The 18,725-nt window shown below is 48.8% G+C and carries 16 protein-coding genes; 2 read left to right on the top strand and 14 right to left on the bottom strand.

Going from position 1 to position 18,725, the window contains the following annotated elements:
• Positions 1-85 precede the first annotated feature (85 nt).
• From D5398_RS21065 to rfaD, 9 genes are all read right to left on the bottom strand, one after another.
• Positions 86-1,234, bottom strand: a complete 1,149-nt coding sequence (locus D5398_RS21065) for a glycosyltransferase family 4 protein (protein WP_120509375.1) — start codon at positions 1,232-1,234, stop codon at positions 86-88.
• Positions 1,227-2,309, bottom strand: a complete 1,083-nt coding sequence (gene rfaQ, locus D5398_RS21060) for a putative lipopolysaccharide heptosyltransferase III (protein ID WP_120509374.1) — start codon at positions 2,307-2,309, stop codon at positions 1,227-1,229. The genes D5398_RS21065 and rfaQ overlap by 8 nt, the downstream gene beginning before the upstream one ends.
• 160 nt (positions 2,310-2,469) lie before the next feature.
• Positions 2,470-3,477: a glycosyltransferase gene (locus tag D5398_RS21055; protein WP_120509373.1), complete on the bottom strand. Its 1,008-nt coding sequence runs from the start codon at positions 3,475-3,477 to the stop codon at positions 2,470-2,472.
• Between the two features lie 66 nt (positions 3,478-3,543).
• Entirely contained in the window at positions 3,544-4,830 is a 1,287-nt protein-coding gene (locus D5398_RS21050; protein ID WP_120509372.1) for an O-antigen ligase family protein, read from the bottom strand.
• The gene (locus D5398_RS21045; RefSeq protein ID WP_120509371.1) at positions 4,827-5,831 is read right to left on the bottom strand and encodes a glycosyltransferase family 8 protein; all 1,005 of its coding nucleotides are present in this window, start codon (positions 5,829-5,831) and stop codon (positions 4,827-4,829) included. Before D5398_RS21045 ends, D5398_RS21050 begins: the two co-directional genes overlap by 4 nt.
• On the bottom strand, positions 5,824-6,921 hold the full coding sequence (locus D5398_RS21040; RefSeq protein WP_120509370.1) for a glycosyltransferase family 9 protein: 1,098 nt from the start codon (positions 6,919-6,921) through the stop codon (positions 5,824-5,826). Before D5398_RS21040 ends, D5398_RS21045 begins: the two co-directional genes overlap by 8 nt.
• A gap of 2 nt (positions 6,922-6,923) precedes the next feature.
• Positions 6,924-7,907: a lipopolysaccharide heptosyltransferase RfaC gene (gene rfaC / locus D5398_RS21035; RefSeq protein ID WP_120509369.1), complete on the bottom strand. Its 984-nt coding sequence runs from the start codon at positions 7,905-7,907 to the stop codon at positions 6,924-6,926.
• Positions 7,907-8,956, bottom strand: coding sequence for an ADP-heptose--LPS heptosyltransferase RfaF (gene rfaF / locus D5398_RS21030; protein WP_120509368.1), 1,050 nt, complete (start codon positions 8,954-8,956; stop codon positions 7,907-7,909). Before rfaF ends, rfaC begins: the two co-directional genes overlap by 1 nt.
• A gap of 30 nt (positions 8,957-8,986) precedes the next feature.
• Positions 8,987-9,919 (bottom strand): ADP-glyceromanno-heptose 6-epimerase, encoded by a 933-nt coding sequence (gene rfaD / locus D5398_RS21025; RefSeq protein WP_120509367.1) that lies wholly within the window; start codon positions 9,917-9,919, stop codon positions 8,987-8,989.
• 241 nt (positions 9,920-10,160) lie between these two features.
• Here rfaD and kbl point away from each other — a divergent pair, with 241 nt between their 5' ends.
• Together kbl and tdh are read left to right on the top strand one after the other, a co-directional pair.
• Complete coding sequence (kbl, locus tag D5398_RS21020) at positions 10,161-11,357, top strand: glycine C-acetyltransferase (RefSeq protein ID WP_120509366.1); 1,197 nt, start codon at positions 10,161-10,163, stop codon at positions 11,355-11,357.
• Positions 11,358-11,366: 9 nt separating this feature from the next.
• The gene (gene tdh, locus D5398_RS21015; protein ID WP_120509365.1) at positions 11,367-12,389 is read left to right on the top strand and encodes an L-threonine 3-dehydrogenase; all 1,023 of its coding nucleotides are present in this window, start codon (positions 11,367-11,369) and stop codon (positions 12,387-12,389) included.
• 67 nt (positions 12,390-12,456) lie between these two features.
• On the opposite strand, the gene D5398_RS21010 is transcribed toward tdh, so the two are convergent.
• The 5 genes from D5398_RS21010 to gpmM form a co-directional block, all read right to left on the bottom strand.
• Positions 12,457-13,386 carry a hypothetical protein gene (locus D5398_RS21010; RefSeq protein WP_120509364.1) on the bottom strand — a complete coding sequence of 310 codons (930 nt, stop codon included), beginning with the start codon at positions 13,384-13,386 and terminating at the stop codon, positions 12,457-12,459.
• A gap of 2 nt (positions 13,387-13,388) precedes the next feature.
• The gene (locus tag D5398_RS21005; protein WP_120509363.1) at positions 13,389-14,612 is read right to left on the bottom strand and encodes a glycosyltransferase; all 1,224 of its coding nucleotides are present in this window, start codon (positions 14,610-14,612) and stop codon (positions 13,389-13,391) included.
• Between the two features lie 180 nt (positions 14,613-14,792).
• A complete protein-coding gene (locus D5398_RS21000) occupies positions 14,793-15,725 on the bottom strand; it encodes a divergent polysaccharide deacetylase family protein (RefSeq protein WP_120509362.1) in 933 nt (310 codons plus the stop codon).
• 2 nt (positions 15,726-15,727) lie between these two features.
• Positions 15,728-16,993, bottom strand: coding sequence for a murein hydrolase activator EnvC (gene envC / locus D5398_RS20995; protein ID WP_244216808.1), 1,266 nt, complete (start codon positions 16,991-16,993; stop codon positions 15,728-15,730).
• A 172-nt stretch (positions 16,994-17,165) separates the two neighbouring features.
• Positions 17,166-18,710, bottom strand: coding sequence for a 2,3-bisphosphoglycerate-independent phosphoglycerate mutase (gene gpmM, locus D5398_RS20990; protein ID WP_120509360.1), 1,545 nt, complete (start codon positions 18,708-18,710; stop codon positions 17,166-17,168).
• Positions 18,711-18,725: the final 15 nt, after the last annotated feature.

The raw sequence follows: 18,725 nt of genomic DNA, 5'->3' as shown, positions 1-18,725 counted from the left end.
CATGTAGCGAAAATAGTCCCGGCGGATAGATGAGCACATGTTACCAGATAAGTGTGATCGACTCATCATGTCAGCGTGAATGCCATCAGGCCAGTAACGAGTGATAAAGTGCAACCAGTTGTTGTGAAAGGTTTTTCGGACTATAAGGGAGAATACGCTCTCTGGCTGCAATTCCCATCTCAGCATTTTCCAGCCGGGAAGGGATTTTCTTCACGTATTCACTGAGTCTTGCCACATCCAGCGCATCACAAACAAACCCTTCGTAGCCTTGCCGAATGAATTCAGCGCCGCCACAGGTCTGGCTGGTGATAACCGGCAGGCCACAAGCCATTGCTTCAAGAATGACATTTGGAAAAGGGTCATACAGCGTTGGTAAAATCATCCCATCTGCTGCGTGGTAGAAAGGGAGAACATTGTTTTGGACGCCAGCGAAACGGATTCTTTCCAGGCATCCTGCTTGTTTTGCCAGTGATTCGTACTTTTTCTGATCTTTATCCTGTCCGACAACGATGAGATACCGGTCACTGGCGGCAATGGCTTCTATCGCGGGTTTGAGTCCTTTACGTTCGAAACCTGAACCCACATAGATGAGGGCAACTGCGTCTGAAGGGATAGAAAGCGATTCGCGCGAGGCATTACGCTGTTCTGCAGTGGCCGGAACAAACTTTTGCGAGTCGATCGCATTATAAATAACTTCGAACCTGCTCTCATCAACCCCGTAACAACGCATGATGTCGCGTTTTACCATCTCAGAATTACAGATGATTTTTTTCAACTCCGGCGAATGGAACATAGCTTCTTCGGCTCGCAGGACATAACGGTGGTAGGGACTGATTTGCGTAAGGAAACGCTGAAGAGGGGAAATAACGCGTGCCCTTTGTTCCAGCCAGACACGGTGTGCGCCATCACCAGCACGGAAAATATCACAGCCCGGGATACGCTCATGACTTTGTACTATATCGAAGTGTTCCTGCTTCCAGCATTGCTGCGCGGCGGCGGCAAAACCTTTTTCCCTTGAAACCCGACCGTATTTAGCCGGGTTACAAAGATGAATCTTCCATTTCGGATTTGGCTTGCCTTCCCACTGGCGGGTGATGATGTTCAGTTCGATATTCTGATCATCCAGTGCTTCCAGTGCGCGTGAGATAAAACGTTCCGCGCCGCCATCCGGGCGATACTTCTGTCTGACAATCGCTAAGCGAATACTTTTTGTCTGATCCGCAGAATTAGTCATGCAGATAACTCCTGGCAGCATCAATCACATCGCTGACCGGAATGGCATGCAGATAACGCTGCTGGGTTTTTGTGTCGATCGAGTCAGGTGCTGGCAACGGGGCGTAATCGCCGGCCCAGAGGGTAGTATTGTTATTGCCCCACGGACGCCAGTGCTGCATTTTCGTCGGGCCAAATAAAGCCACGCAAGGCGTATTGAGGGCTGCTGCCATATGCATAGGCGCGGAGTCGACACCAATAAACAGTTTCGCGCCATCTATCATGGCGGCCAGTTGCGTAAGCGATAACTGCCCCGCGACAGAAATAACCTGAGGGTTATGCGTGAGATCCTGGATTTTCCGCACCATTTCCAGCTCTTTTTTATCGGGACCGGCAGTCATGATGATCGTCAGCCCTGTATCTGCCAGTCCATCAATGACATTGGCGAATTTCTCGTCATCCCAGCATTTGAACGTCCAGCGGGAAGTGGGCTGGATCACAATGTATCCGCCAGTCACCTTATGTTTGAGAAGCAACTGCTGGCAAAAAGCTTTATCACTTTCTGAATAATGCATCGACGTTTGTGCATTCTCGAGAGAAATCCCCAGCGGAGATAAAATCGACATGTTTTGTTCAACGGTATGCAAAATACCGTGATTTTCAGTGGTCACTAACCCGGTATGTCCAACCCTCCAGACCGGGGAACGACGTTTTTTATAGTCAAACCCCAGCCGGACTTTTGCTCCGGTAAACAACGAAAGCAGCGCACTGCGCCACTGATCAGCCAGATTGATCACCAGATCATAATGCCGTGCGCGAACGGCTTTCAGCAGCTTAAATTCTTGTTGTAACTGATAGCGGACACCTTGTTTTTTCCATGTTCTGTCAATGACATGGATATGGGTAAGCGCCGGATGTTCGCTCAGGATCGGGCGGGTTTCTTTATAGAGAAGCACATCGATTTCAGCATCAGGGTAATGCTGTCGCAGTCTGTTTATCACTGGTGTTGTGAGCACCATATCTCCGTGATGACGGAGTTTCACCAGCAAAATTCGTCTGGGGATAAAGGCTGCGTACTTGGCTTCTGAGTTAGGCATTCTATTATCTGATATTAGAACATAGTGAATAGATTTTAGGTGAAGAATCCTAAGCTGTGAAGTTATTTATCTGCCTGATATAGAAAGGTAAATAACTTCGTTTAGGAAATAGTTATAAAGGAATTTTCCGGGCAAAAAAATCGTCTCTTTCTTAAAGGCCTCAGGCGAGTTTTTTGTGCAAGTTATGCAGGCGCTTTAACCACAATAATAACTGCCACCATTGCTTCGGGCCACGGGCATTGCGGAGCATTATTCTGCGTGTGCCGGAGGTGTAAATGTCTTCAATCATGGCTTTTTGTGCTGCGGGGTCAGGCTCACGACGAACAGAATGGCATACCGCCAGCGCTTCACGTGTGACCTGCCGTGGAAACTCCGCATAAATTTTTATCCGGTCTTTATACCGCTCATTCAGCTCATCAAGCATTTTAGCGATTTTCAGATAATGTCTTTGATATTCAACATTTTTCATTCCCGTGCGTTTCTGATTACTGATTGACTGACCGTGAATGTAATAGCGATAGAGGACAGTTTCGGTATATCTCACGCGGCGGGCATTGAACATGAATTCGGTCGTCCAGGGAATATCCTGATGATGTAAACCAGGTTCAAAATACAGACCCTGTTTTTTAATCAGTTCAAGACGATAAACGCCAAGCCAGACCACATGCAAATACCGGTTTGTAGCCAGGGCGGTTTTCAGCCACAGGGGCCCATCCAATACACCCGTTGAAGTTAAACGGTCCAGGGGGATGAGTGGTTTTACTTTTTCTGAGCCGACAAAGTAGCGTTCGCCATTGCACTGCGCGGCATCAAGACTGTCCTGCTCACACATTTCTATCAACGTCTTGTACATCTGCGGATAGACGATGTCATCGGCATCCGGAAAGGTTACATACTTACCCCGGGCGATATCCAGCCCCGCATTACGCGCACGCGAAACCCCGCCGTTTGCCTGAGTAATGACACGAATATGCGAGTGTTTTTCAGCGTACTCCTGTGCAACCTGCTCCGAACCGTCCGTAGAACCGTCGTTAACGATGATAATTTCGAGGCTATCCAACGTTTGTGCGACGAGTGAATCCATAAAATTCCGGAACATCGCCCCTGCGTTGTACATAGGGATGATCGCGCTGAGCTTAATGTTTTCGGATGGCGTTGTAAGGGTCATAACACAAAATTTCCACGGATAAGGACATCAGGCAACCGGACCGGGCGGAGAGCCCGGCCCGGAAAATCATGGTTTCTCAGGCACTGAAGGGGTCTTCATCCTCAGCATCAGCAGATAGGCAAATACCAGTACAATAAAATACGGTGATTCGCGATTATAAAATTGAGTATCGCCCAGACTAAAGTAAATGACCGGAACTGACACTAATAAAAACTCGTAACCTTTAGGAATAAGTCTGAAGGGATAGACCAGTAATGTGGCGAAGAAAAGCACCATAATCAGTGCGCCAAAAATCCCTTGTAATGACATCGTATCAATAATGTCATTGTGCAAATGAAATTGCAGATTACGTAAGGCTTCCGGGTTCCCGCCCTCATGCTGATTAATGAAAGTTGTCGCAAGTGCATTCCTGCTGTCAGCTGACTGCCCGAAAGGATGATGCTTAAAAGCATCGATACCCGCACGCCACATAGAGAAGCGGGCGCCTACGGAAGTATTACGGTCTCCGGCATCGTAAGAAGCGACTTCATTATGAAGATTATCTATCCGGTTGACGACTTTGCTGTAATAAGGGTGGCCGGATACAATTGCCGCAATGATTAACCCGGCAATAGCAAAACCATAAATCACTTTTGAGGTATGTGAACTCTTCGCGAAATCATAGAGGACGCTACATGCGCTAATTAAGGTAAAAAGCATTACCGCCGACCGGGTTTCTGTTGCTGCCAGAACGCCAAATGTCATGGTCATCACCACCAGACAAAGGAGTCTGTAATGTTTGAGTCCATGAAATTTGAGACTGTACATCACCAGTAACGAGAAAATAGTAAATGTGTAAGCGCCGGATGTCGGGGCATCAGAATTTATTTTTACCCGATCACCCGTTTGTAAATAAATAATTATCCGTGTGACGGAGATGATAATGAACAGAAGCGTCATAATGGAGATGCCCGTGCGCACTGTCAGTGTGGGGATCTTCCATTTGCGGATATTATGCTCAATGGCATACAAGATAAAAGACGCTAATATAAGTCTTTTGCCACTGATCTGATAATGGTAAGCGATCAGCGGATATTCATGATTTATGGTGAGGACAACCCAAAGCAACTTGCTGATGCCCAGAAGCAAGACTACCGTAGTAATCGGATAAAAATGAATCCTTTTCTCAATCCGTAAAGTGAGGTAGATAAAGTATATTACAGCGATATAGGTCGCGATATAAAAGAAGTTACGGGTCACCTCCCCGGAGTACATAAAAAAGGAGATGGAAATAGTAATAAATAAGAAAAATAAAGATGCCACTTTATCGTCTAAGGACGATTGTTTAATCTCTATGATCAGCTGCCTGATCATAGAGGGCTCTTTCTGAAAATCTTATTATTCATGTACTTAGTCATCCAGCGTAAACTGGCTGCATACCGGCCTTTGTGCCAGAGCGCCTGCGCATAGCGTTTCATCTCTTTATAGGAAACAGGCATGTCATGTGGGACTGCCTGCCACGGAGATTGCGCATAATAACGATCATAAATGTCAGCCAGTTCTCCCATTCCCCAAATATGCCAGGGTTTACACTTACCGGTATAATGGATCAGGATGGTATCTTCCGGAATCCCTACTTTTTTTCCTACTTTGTTTAAAATAATGTCGCAAACAAAGTTGTATTTTTTAGGAAGCAGCAGTACTTCATTCTCAAGAACGATATTGAGAGCATCCTGGTCAGGGAATTTAAATTCATCTTCATTACAGGAAAGTGTCTTAATTACCCTTTCTGTGGTGTTTTTCGCGATCCATTGAGGGATGTTGATGTATAAAAAACCTGAATTAAAATAATTATTGTTGGTCAGGCCTAATTGAGAGCACAACCTGTTTCTGGCCCGCTGCGTATCATTCACCGCTGCCAGCGTATAAGAGCTGATATCCATCTCATTCAGTTCTTTGTAACTGCCTAAGCACAAGGTGTCCGCATCAAGATAGATGAATCTCGAGGTGACATCAGCCAAAATATAAGGAGTATACAAACGATAATATATAGCCTGTGGATAGCGGCCCATCAGCGGTAAATCGGAGAACGCAGACTCTTTGAAAACGTAACAGGTTATGGCGAGCGGTTTATCCACTGCCAGTTCAAGCAGCAGAGATTTTGATTTTCCGTCCAGTGAACCACCAAAAACATGAATATGAAATGCTAATTCAGGGTTGTTTTCTAAAACAGAAAATATAGTGATCCCCATGCCGCGTGCATATGCATTGTTTATTCCGAATGCAATATGAACCACGGGGAAGTCTGTCCCCCCTAAATTGTTCACGAGTTCTTCTTTATACTCGATATAGTTCAGGTATTCATGGTCAGACATGGCGTTGTCCCTGAAATACTTTGTTCATAACGAATGAACGTATTTTATCCAGCTGTGTATCACTCAGTGAAAATAGTTCTTCCGCGCTGTGCCTGAATTGATAAGGTGCTGAGAAGATGAAAGATTCAGGTATGAGCTTTTTATCTTCTGGCATCAAGATCAAGGGTGCGTAGGTAGGGTGTTGCTCAGTCAGGTCGCACGGACCCGCGAGACAAATTACCGGGATATTAACGGCATCAGCGATATAAATGTTGCCAGAGTCTGAGGCAATATACATGTCCATCTGCGAAATCGCATAGGGAACTTCCTGCAATTCGAGTTTACCTATTAAGCTGACGATATTTTCGCTATTACTCAGTTTCTCCACAAGCTGAGCATAATATTTCTGCTCATTTTCCGGACCAAAAACATAAAACTGACAAGGCAGCCCGTCCAGAACGTTCAGGATTTTAATCCACACCGCTGTCGGAATTGTTTTAGCTTTGTTACCTGCCGAAATGCTGATGCCAATTTTTATCTTGTTGTTTTCATTCAGCTCCTGCAACGTTTTTTCAGGCTTCCACAAGGGAAAGGTGGCGTGTTTAGAATAGCTTTCTGCACTGAGACTGCTATCCGCCAGCTTCAGATAACTCTCCAGGGTGAAATCGGTTTTTTGATGTAAGCGAACTACGTCGGCCGTCCGATAAAAAATCCCGTGATACCATTTGCGGGTATAAGCAATCAGAAACGCTTTGTACTCCGCATTACAAAATGCAGCGTAGAAAGCATTGATGCTGTTAGGTTGCAGCAGATAGACATTGTCGTAGCGGTTTAGCAGCTTGAACGCCAGACGGATTTTACCCAACAGGGACTTTTTATATTCCTCAATCAGGAATATCGACTCAATCGTTGTATCGCGCCCGGCCAGCGGCAGTACTGTTTTACTGATTAGCACATCGGATTTTTTCAGATGTTTAAGTAACGGCGTGATGTTAACGAAATCGCCAATTTTGGCGGTCTGGATGACCAGATTTCGCCCTTTGCCCTGATGAAAAGGTTTCATCAGTATTTTGAATGGCCACAGCAAAATGAAGATAATCACATAGCTCATGGTCAGTTCGCGTCCTTATTGGCAAAAATTACATCGTTGAGTTGCTCAAAAACGCGCTCCGGCGGCAGAGTTTCCAGCGAGTTGTTTTCTGATTTCAGGACAAACTGATTCTTCCCATACCCGCCAATTAAACCCGGATCTGTCGGGCCGTAGAGGGTGATATTCGGGCGATCCAGCGCTGCGGTCAAATGGCTGAGTCCTGTATCCACTGAGATTACGGCTTTCGCACCGGCTAAAACCTCAGCCACTTTTTCCAGGCTCAATTTAGGCAAAACTTCGACGTACGGAAACCCTTCAGCGAGGCGCAATGCGCGCTGATATTCATGCTCAGCCCCCCACGGCAGTTTGACGCGAAGATGAGTTGTGCTCAGCATCCCGATCAGCTCCCGCCACTTTTCTTCCGGCCAGTGTTTGTCTGCACGGGTGGTCGCGTGGAGAAAGACCAGATACTGACCGGCATCGGCAGGCAGATGTGAAAGGAAACGCGCCGCAATGGCGTAGTCGCCCTGGGTCGCAGGTTTTTCATAACCGAGACTTTTAGCGAACAGTTCTCTGGTTCGTTCCACGGCGTGCTGCTTTTTATCAATTTCGTGCCGCTGATTAAAGAACCAGCTGGCGAAAGGTTCGCGGGCGCTTTTGCAGTCTTGTCCGTGTTTTTCACCTTTGGCAACGCGGGTGATTAGCGCTGCACTTTTGATTAGCCCCTGAGCGTCAATGATGGCGTCATAGGTGGTGGACTGAACTTCACGTTTGAAATCACAGCGTTGTTGCCGGGTTTCAGAGCCAAACCAGTTTTTACGCCAGCGGCGGATAGCCACCGGAATAACGCGGTCGACAGCCGGATGCCAGCCGGGGATCTGCGTGAAACCTTCTTCCACAACCCAGTCAAAGCGGATCCCGGGAATAGCCTGCATGGCATCCGTTAACGCCGGAAGCGTGTGCAGAACGTCGCCCATGGACGAGGTTTTGACGATGAGAACCCGCATTAAAGCTCCTTCCTTGCGCTCAGTAACTGGCTTAATTCCTGATAAACCTGCTCTGGTTGAATATCAATCAAACTCTGGTGATAGCCTTCTTCGGCATCCCCTTTGCGGACTTTATGGTAGCCGGTGATAAGGCGGATCACTTTTGCCTGATGACTGAGCGGCGGGGTGAAGTCCGGACTGCTCGGCCCGTAAAGTGCTACCAGCGGTTTATCCAGTGCTGCGGCCACATGCATCAGACCCGAGTCATTGCTGACCACTGCCTGACAGGCGGCGATCATCACCACCGCCTGATCCAGCGAGGTTTTACCGGCAAGATTCAAGCAGAAAGGTTGAGCATTTTCGGTCAGCGCCAGGCGGATTTGTTCCCCTGCCGGATTGTCTTTCTCTGAGCCAAACAGGACGACCTGATAGCCCTGGCTGACGAGTTTTTCGGCCAGCACGGCGTAGTGATAATGCGGCCAGCGTTTGGCCGGGCCGAATTCAGCGCCCGGACAAAACCCGATCAACGGACGTGTATTATCGACAGTAAATGCGTTTTTGACGGCAGTGATTTCGGCTTCAGCGACCTGTAATTTCGGCCACAGAATCGGCTGCGGAAGATCAGCCGCCGTTTTGATTTGCCCTGCTTCGTATCCCAGCGCAGCGTAGCGCTGAACCATCAGCGGAAATGCCGCCTTATCCAGTACCCGCACATCATTGAGCAGGCCATAGCGCATTTCACCACGCCAGCCAGTACGTTGAGGAATGCGCGCAAAGAACGGAACCAGCGCTGATTTAAAGGAGTTAGGCAAAACATAGGCGCGGTCATAATGCGTTTCACGTAATGAAACGCCCAGACGACGACGCTCGCCAAGTTCCAGAGCGCCGTGGCCCAATGGCATCGCCAGCGCCTGATTGACTTGTGGCATCCGGTCGAGCAAAGGACGGCACCATGCAGGTGCCATCACGTCTATTTGTGCTTGCGGATGCGTAGCTTTCAGGGTGCGGTAGAGACTTTGAGACATCATCATGTCACCGACCCATGACGGCCCAATTACCAGTATTTTCATACCGTTAATCCATTCCTCAATGTGCAGGGCTTATACTGTGCGGTTAAGCCAGCTCATGTATTCCGTCACGCCTTCAGCAACCGTTTTGAAAGGTTTGTCATAACCGGCATTGCGCAGCGCGGTCATGTCGGCCTGAGTGAAGGACTGATAACGGCCTTTCAGTTTTTCCGGGAAAGGAATGTATTCGATATCGCCAGATTTGTGGTACGCCACTACGGCGTCTGCCACAGCCTGGAAGGATTCTGAACGGCCAGTACCGCAGTTGAAAATACCGGAAACACCGTTTTGCCAGAACCACAGGTTTACCGCAGCCACGTCGCCCACGTAGATGAAATCGCGTTTGAAACCTTCGCTGCCGGAGAACAATTTCGGGTTCTCGCCGGCGTTGATCTGGTTATTCAGATGGAATGCGACGCTGGCCATGCTGCCTTTGTGGCCTTCACGTGGTCCGTAGACATTGAAGTAACGGAAACCACAAATCTGAGATTCTGCATGTGGCAGAATTTCGCGGACATACTGGTCAAACAGGAACTTCGAATAGCCATAGACGTTCAGCGGCTGCTCGTATTTACGCTCTTCTACAAAGCTGGTGCTCTGGCTGCCATAAGTGGCGGCAGAAGAGGCGTAGAGGAAAGGAATACTGCGATCCAGGCAATAATGCAGAATATCTTTAGAGTACTGATAGTTGTTATCCATCATGTACTTGCCGTCCCACTCAGTGGTGGAGGAACAGGCGCCTTCATGGAAAATGGCGTCAATATCACCTAAATCGTCGCCTGCAACGATACTGGCGATGAAATCTTCTTTGTCGCAATAATCCGCAATATCCAGATCAACCAGATTGACGAATTTGGTGCCGTCTTTCAGATTATCAACCACCAGAATATCGCGGTATCCCATATCATTGAGCGATTTAATAATATTGCTGCCGATAAAACCAGCGCCGCCAGTGACGATTATCATGGGATCCACCTTTATTCATTTGAAGAACCGCGCACCATGCGCAGCCTGTAATTGGGTAATATCATAACACTTCATTATGAAGCTCACATTGGGAAGGTGTCCGATAACACGCATTCTTGTGTTTCAGACCGTAAGGCGTGAACTATGCTGCAAAACAAAGATATTGTGCGCAGTTCCATCGTTATTTCGTATGCAGATTAGTAAGGTATTCCGTGAATGAGTCATTTCAGGAGAATACTGTATGTCTGTTTCGTTTTATCGGCAGTTGGAAGACCAGCTCGATCAGGCTCGGGTTGAAGGACTGTTTAAAGAAGAACGCATTTTAACCACGCCCCAGCAAGCTGAAGTTTCTGTCGCGGGTGGCAAACCGGTCATCAATTTTTGCGCCAATAACTATCTCGGATTAGCCAACCATCCGGAGCTTCTCCGGGCTGCGAAAGAAGGGCTCGACAGCCACGGTTTTGGTATGGCATCTGTGCGTTTTATCTGCGGTACGCAAGATACCCATAAAGAGCTCGAACATCGTCTGGCCGATTTTCTCGGTATGGACGACGCGATCCTTTATTCCTCCTGTTTTGATGCTAATGGCGGATTATTCGAAACGCTGCTTGGCGAAGAAGACGCCATCATTTCGGATGCGCTTAACCACGCATCAATCATCGATGGCGTCCGGTTGTGCAAAGCCAAACGTTATCGCTATGCCAACAATAATATGGACGAACTCGAAGCCCGTTTGCAGCAGGCGAAAGACAACGGTGCCCGGCATATTCTGGTTGCAACCGACGGCGTATTTTCCATGGATGGCGTGATTGCTAATCTGAAAGGCGTGTGCGACCTGGCGGAACGTTTCGACGCACTGGTGATGGTCGATGATTCTCATGCCGTGGGTTTTGTCGGTGCCGAAGGACGCGGTACTCACGAATATTGCGACGTAATGGGTCGGGTAGACATTATCACCGGTACGCTCGGCAAAGCGTTGGGCGGGGCTTCCGGTGGTTATACGGCAGCGCGTCAGGAAGTCATTGACTGGTTACGTCAGCGTTCACGTCCTTATCTTTTCTCCAATTCTTTAGCACCTTCGATTGTTGCGGCCTCTCTCAAAGTGCTGTCCATGCTCGAAGAAGGCAGCGAACTGCGTGAGCGTCTGCTCAGTAACGCCAAATTGTTCCGTGAAAAAATGACCGTAGCAGGCTTTACACTGGCGGGAGCCGATCACGCCATCATTCCTGTCATGTTGGGCGAAGCCCGTTTAGCACAAGAATTTGCCGCGCTTTTGCAGCAGGAAGGCATTTATGTCACCGGTTTCTTTTATCCGGTAGTGCCGCAAGGGCAGGCGCGTATCCGTACCCAGATGTCTGCGGCACATAGCGCTGAACAAATCGAAAAGGCGGTTGAAGCCTTTACCCGTATCGGTAAAAAACTTGGCGTGATCGCCTGAGGAGATTCCATGAAAGCCTTAGCAAAACTCAAACGTGAAGAAGGCATCTGGATGACGGATGCGCCGGTGCCGGAAATGGGCCATAACGATTTGCTGATTAAAATCCGCAAAACGGCCATCTGCGGTACAGATGTGCATATTTATAACTGGGATGCATGGTCACAAAAAACCATTCCTGTACCGATGGTGGTCGGGCACGAGTATGTCGGCGAAGTCGTCGGGATCGGGCAGGAAGTCAAAGGTTTCAGCATCGGTGACCGGGTTTCCGGTGAAGGCCATATCACCTGCGGACATTGCCGCAACTGCCGTGGCGGGCGCACGCACTTATGTCGTAATGCGCAGGGTGTAGGGGTAAACCGCCCCGGCGCCTTTGCGGAATATCTGGTTTTGCCTGCGTTCAATGCGTTCAAAATTCCGGACAATATTTCTGATGATCTGGCGGCTATTTTCGATCCGCTGGGCAACGCGGTTCATACAGCGCTGTCTTTTGATCTCGTCGGAGAAGACGTGCTGATAAGCGGTGCAGGTCCGATTGGTATTATGGCCGCAGCGATTTGCAAACACGTCGGCGCACGTCATGTAGTGATCACCGACATGAACGAATACCGGTTGGAACTGGCCCGCAAAATGGGTGTGACGCGGGCGGTCAATGTCAGCCAGCAAAGCCTGGCGGACGTTATGGAAGAACTGGGGATGACGGAAGGGTTTGATGTCGGACTGGAAATGTCCGGCGCACCATCGGCGTTTCGAAGCATGCTCAGTGCCATGAATCACGGCGGGCGGATCGCCATGCTCGGCATTCCTTCCACAGAAATGGCCATCGACTGGAATCAGGTGATTTTCAAGGGCCTGTTCATTAAAGGGATCTACGGCCGTGAAATGTTTGAAACCTGGTACAAAATGGCGGCGCTTATCCAGTCCGGGTTAGATCTCACGCCGTTAATTACTCATCATTTCCCGATTGATGAATTTCAGAAAGGTTTTGATGCGATGCGTTCCGGGCATTCCGGCAAAGTCATCCTTAACTGGTGACCTGATTTTCGCAGACATGAAAAAGCCCGCTGAAATAGCGGGCTTTTGTCTGACCGGAAGGACGTTTTTATGCGTCCGGCTCTGCTTTTTGTTTCTCTACATCCGTAAGATATCGCACTTTACGGGTGTAATCCTGACCTTTAAACAGCAGCTCATTGTCTGGTGAGACCAGATATTTTTGCCATTCAGTCAGCGGGAAACCGCCATGCGCACCAATGACTTCTTTCGGAATAACCGACGGCGTACCGCCAATTTTCTTCGAAACCGGCCAGTTCATCCAGTCGCCGAGATTGACGCTTTTGATATCCAGAGTGTCGAGCATTGCCGCCAGTGGCAACTGATCCGTCGGTGGCTGATTATCTGGCAGAATATTCCAGGTATCTCTGAAAAACATAATCCACAGCGGGCACAAGCGTTCCCAGGTTTTACGTGTCGCCGCTAAGAATGCGCCGTTGACGTGGTCAACAATATAAGGCCGAACGCTGTCTTTGTAATACGCCGGGATGATTTCAGGGTCACAACCTTCGAGTTTGGCAATCATTTTACCCTGACGGAAACTCGAATATATATGGTTTTCATGCAGCTGAATTTCTGGCATTTTCAGCAGATTCAGGTCTGAATCGATCATCAAAATACCGTCAGTTTTCGCCTGCAAAGGCGCCAGCAGTTTGATCAGACGGCTGAGATAAATTTGTTTGTAGCGGTAATCGCCCGTTTTAGTTTCAGGGTTTAGTGTCACGATCCTGACTTTTTCAGGCAGAGGCCGGAACAGGCTGGCATCCTGATCGGTCACAATGACAATCTCCTGCAATTGCGTCGCGAATTTGTTGGCAAATTCCGCGCATAAACAGGCTTCTTCAATATAGTCAGCACCTGCAGATGGAATGACGACTGAAGTGATATTGTTCTTCGGCGCACCTGCTACTACAGTATTGGCATAAGGCAGATTGTGGCGTGAAAGAATGTGACGATATTTAGGATTTAGAAATTTGAACATGTTCAGCCTTGTTTCTTTTTAACGCTGCTTAAAACGGTTTCTACGCCAGAGACATATTTTTCAATCGCAAATTTTTCCCGGACAGTGAGGTTGGCCTGCGTCGCGATTTCACTTCGCAAATGGGTGTTGAGATACAGCGTTTTCATATGATTGAAGAGCATCTCAATATCGCCATACTCAAAAAGCATTCCGGTTTCTGCATTTTTAATCAACTCGGCAGTTCCCGTGACATTCGACCCTATCACTGGTGTTTTCAGTAACATAGATTCCAGAACCACCCGAGGTAGACCTTCACTTTTTGAGCCTAAGATAAAGGTGTCAAACGCTGCCAGATATTCCAATGCATTGTTTTGGAAGCCTGTAAATACCACTTTATCCATCATATTCAGCGCCGACACTTGCTGAATGAGGCGGCGTAAATTCGGGCCTTCACCAACAAACACCATTTTCCATTTTGCTTCCGGAAATGCGCGGTTAAATTTGTCCAGTGCCAGTAACGTAAAGTGGTGGGCTTTACGATTAATCAGAGAACCGATACTGCCTAAGATGAAGGTATCTTCTGTTGCGCCCAGTTCTTCGCGGATCCTGGCGCCATCTGGCAAGGGCTGATTAATATCAATGCCGTTGAATACGGTAAAACACAGCTCTTTACGCACTCCGCGTTTGAGGAGTTGTTCCTGAACACCCTGAGAAACAGAGATAATGCTGTGGCAGAACCGGTTGACGATGCGCACAACCTCCCGGTTAAGAACCGGTTCAATGCGACAGTGCTGCACGATTTCAGTCGGTAATCCTGCGGTCGAATAATAGCCTTCCACGTTAGAGCTGGGCTGATTATTCATATATAAAATATCAAACTGACCGAGCTCAAGCAGGGAATGGATCTTGCGGATATTGGGATTAATGCGCCAGATTTTATCGACAGAATAAATGGCTTTCTGGCGCAAATTTCCGCTAAAGAAAAACAGCGTTCTCAGGATTTCTTTGCTGATTTTCGCCCAGGTGGGTTGCCTGAATTGCGGAATGAAAAATACCGGCACATTGAGTGAGTTCAGTATCTGGCTGATTGTTTCGCCGTTATCGCGGGCATAATCATTGTAAAAGCAGCAACTGATTTCAAACTTTTCACGATCGATTCTTTTCAGCAACTCCAACATGCTGTTGGTGCCACCTCCCCATTCTTTGCCGCTGTCCAGCAGCAGAATTTTAGATCGATCTAGTCCCATCGGTTAGCGCCCTTGCTCAGCCCGGTTAAAAAAATATGCTACCCATTATAAGAGGCAAATTCCTTAAGCTCTAGTTATTTGATTGTGAAGATAAAACCATTCATATCAATATGTTGTATGGGTGTTTTAAATCCATTTTTTCGAAAATGGGAACCTGACACCCGTCAATGTCTGTGAATCCTATTTTTTAGAAAATGTGGTCCACGTTAAATACTGACGTTCAACAAGTTGCACTGCCGGCAATGCAGACAGGCTTTCGCCCAGCACTTTGAACATGCTGTCGGCATAGACTTGAGGGGCAGGTTGTTTTACGCGGCAGACGCTGATGCCTTTGCGCGATGGTTTCGACGGTACGTTATTGGTTGATTTACTTGCCGGGGCGCTGTGCTGCGGTTCATTGAGCAGGTCACTTGGCCGCACAAGAACGATATCGGAGGGCAAATTCGGCAGCATCTGTTGCAGCACTTTTACCGTGGTCGGGTGGGGATGACCGATGGCGATGGCATAACCATTCCTGCGGGCGAGCTGAATGGCGCGTTCAAACTGATGGCGGATTTCCGCTTCATTCTGCACATCATCTAAAAAGACGTTGCGCTTAATCACTTTCACCCGGGTTCCCTGAGCCGCCTGAACCGACTTGGTATTACCGATTGTCACGCTGTCGAGGAAGAACAGGTTGTGGGCATTCATGGCCTGCATGACGTTTTCCATCCCGCTCAGGCTGGATGTCATAGCACTGCCCATATGATTATTGATACCAATCGCGTACGGGATATTGCTGATGGCCTGATCGACAATGCGCTTCACTTCTGCGGGACTCATAGAAGGTGTCAGCGTATCTTTTTCCAGTGGCTGCTTACTGAGCGGCGCCATCGGCAGATGGATCAGGATTTCGCGCCCCTGAAGATGTGCCTTTTTCATCATCATTTGCGAATCTGGTGCATTGGGGAAAATCGCAACCGATACCGCTTTAGGCATCTGAAGTACCTGGTTTTCCTCATGCTGGCGATAACCAAAGTCATCAATCAGGATGGATAATTTCGCTGCCTGAACCTGACAAACGAAAAACGCAGTACCACAAAGGGCAGCTAAAACGGACTTTTTATATCGCAATGCTATCTTCCCAACCACGGTTGTGGATTTACTGCCTGGCCCTGACGACGAATTTCAAAATACAGCGATGGCTGGCCTTGTCCGCCGCTGTTCCCCACTTTTGCGATAGCCTGACCGGTTCTCACCTGATCGCCGACGCTGACCAGCGCATCCTGGTTGTAACCATACAGACTCATGTCGCCTTTGCCGTGGTCGATCACCACAACCAGCCCGTAGCCCTGCAACCAGTCCGCCAGAATGACGCGTCCGTCTGCAATCGCCCGGACATCACTGCCTTCGCGTGCTGAAATGACCATGCCTTTCCAGCGTAGTTCACCCTGTAGTTGTTCGCCGAAGCGATGTATCAACGAACCGTTAACCGGCCACATATTTTGCCCGGATGGACGCCCCAGACCGCCGGTACGGGCCATCAGTGACTGTTCGCTTTGGGTCGGTTTGTAGGTTGAACCCGATTTTTTCGCTTGCTGTTCTTTTGCCCTGACGGCGGCGGCTTCACGCGCTTCTTTTTCCGCGCGCGCTTTGGCGGCACGTTCAGCGGCAGCAATTTTGTTTTGCAGGCTGGATTCGTTGGCTCGCAGTTCCGTCAGACTCTGCTCATTTTTTTGCAATGAGGATTCCAGCGCCGTAAGGGTTTGCTTACGGGCGGCACGCGCCTGTTCGAGTTTTTGTTGCTGTGTTTGCTGTTCAGTCAGCAGACTTTTTTGCTGTGTTTGCTTTGATTGCAAAGAAACACGCTGTTCAGCCAGCGTGGTGCGGGTCTGTTTCAGGTCTTCGATTGTTTTCTGCCGCTCGGTATTCAGATAACCGAAATACGCCAGGATCCTCTCATTGCGGTCACTTTCTTCACCGCTGAGCAGCAACTGCAAGCCTTTATGTTGTCCGATACGGAATGCCGCATCGAGTTGTTTTGCCAGGATCTCTTCCTGAGTCTTTTGCTGTTTCTGCAATTTATCTATTGAGGCATTCAGACTGGCAATGTCTTTGCTGAGCGTGGTGAGCGTTGACTGAGTTCCGCGAAGCTGGCTGCTGGCAGAGGAAATGGTTTTTTCCTGCGCCTGCAATTGTTGCAACAGGGTGCCGCGCTGTTGTTTCTGCTGTTTTACGTTTTTTTCTTTTTCCGCGATGTTTTGCTGAATGGTTTTGAGCTGATCTTTATTGTCGTCAGCATGCACACTCACAGAAAGAGAGAGTAAAGAGGCGCAAAGCAATAAGGCTGAAGATGGGAAAGCAGATACGGCCTTGTCCTGAGCGGAAAGGCGGGTTCTCATCAGGCTGAAATGAATGAATTTGCTCAAACTTTTTTCCGCTTGTCGACCGTGGATGATAGACAATATGGCTGTCCCTTATCGTATCGTAACACTAATCAACCGGCTGATGCACAAACAAAAAAGGCGTACCAACGGGTGTCAGCACGCCTTTTTAACCGAGCTTTAAGAGAAATTAACGCGCGATAAACAGCGGTTTGCCGCTCATTTCTGCCGGAATTTCCATGCCCATCAGAGAAAGCATCGTTGGTGCGATATCGGACAATTTACCGCCTTCAACCGCTTGTGCATTCCCGCCGATATAGATTAACGGCACTGGCAGACTGGTGTGTGCGGTATGCGCCTGACCTGTCGCCGGGTCACGCATTTGTTCTGCGTTGCCGTGGTCGGCGGTGATCAGCAACTGACCACCAACGGCTTTCACGGCATCAACAACCTGGGCAACGCAATTATCGAGTGCTTCAACGGCGCTCACCGCAGCGTCGTAAACGCCGGTATGACCGACCATATCGCCATTCGGATAGTTACAAATAATGGTGTCGTATTTGCCGCTCGCAATCGCGCCGAGGAGTTTTTCCGTCAGTTCAACCGAGCTCATTTCCGGTTGCAGGTCGTAGGTTGCCACGTTCGGGGATTTCACCAGAATACGGTCTTCGCCTTCAAATGAGTCTTCCATACCACCGTTAAAGAAGAAGGTAACGTGCGCGTACTTTTCGGTTTCGGAAATACGCAGCTGCGTTTTGCCGTGCGCCATCAGCCATTCGCCGAGGGTATTTTTTAGTGATGCTGGTGGGTAAGCACAGGCGGCGTTGATGTCGGCAGCGTATTCGGTCAGCATGATGAAATCGCCGAAGTTAATCACTTTATCACGGGCAAAGCCGTCGAAATCCGGATTGATAAAGGCGCGGGTGATTTCACGGGCACGGTCAGCACGGAAGTTCATGAATATCATTGCATCGCCGTCATGGATCGCGGCAGATTCTTCACCTGCTGCCTGCAATACGGTAGGTTTCACGAATTCATCGTTTTCATCGCGGGCATATGCGGCCTGCAGACCTGCAAGCGCGTTATCAGCGGTGAATGCGCCTTTGGCCTGAGACATCAAATCGTAAGCCAGCTGCACGCGGTCCCAGCGGTTATCACGATCCATCGCGTAATAACGACCGACGATAGATGCAATACGACCGGCGCCAATTTGCGCGAATTTCTCAGAGAAGCGTTTCAGGGCGGCTTCTGCGCTACGTGGTGGCGTATCACGGCCATCAAGGAAAGCGTGCAGGTAAATCGCTTTTGCGCCGCGACGATGTGCAAGTTCCACCATCGCCATAATGTGGTCTTCGTGGCTGTGAACGCCGCCTGCGGACAACAGCCCCATAATGTGAACTGCTTTGCCAGCGCTGATTGCGCGATCAACTGCCCCGGTCAGTACGCTATTATTAAAGAAATCACCTTCTTTGATTTCTTTATCCAGACGGGTGAGATCCTGATACACGATGCGGCCCGCACCTAAATTGACATGGCCGACTTCGGAGTTGCCCATCTGACCGTCAGGCAGGCCGACATCCAACCCAGAGGCGGCGATAAGCGTGTGCGGGTTATTGGCCCACAGGTTATCCATCACCGGCGTTTTGGCGTTCAGGATCGCGTTATCTTGTTGCTCTTCGCGATGTCCGTAGCCGTCCAGAATCACCAGAACCATCGGTTTTTTGTTGCTCGACATGTCAATTGACCTCAG

This window comes from Rahnella bruchi (assembly GCF_003614975.1).
GTDB classification, from domain to species: domain Bacteria; phylum Pseudomonadota; class Gammaproteobacteria; order Enterobacterales; family Enterobacteriaceae; genus Rahnella; species Rahnella bruchi.
This window is presented reverse-complemented; position numbering and strand designations above follow the sequence as displayed.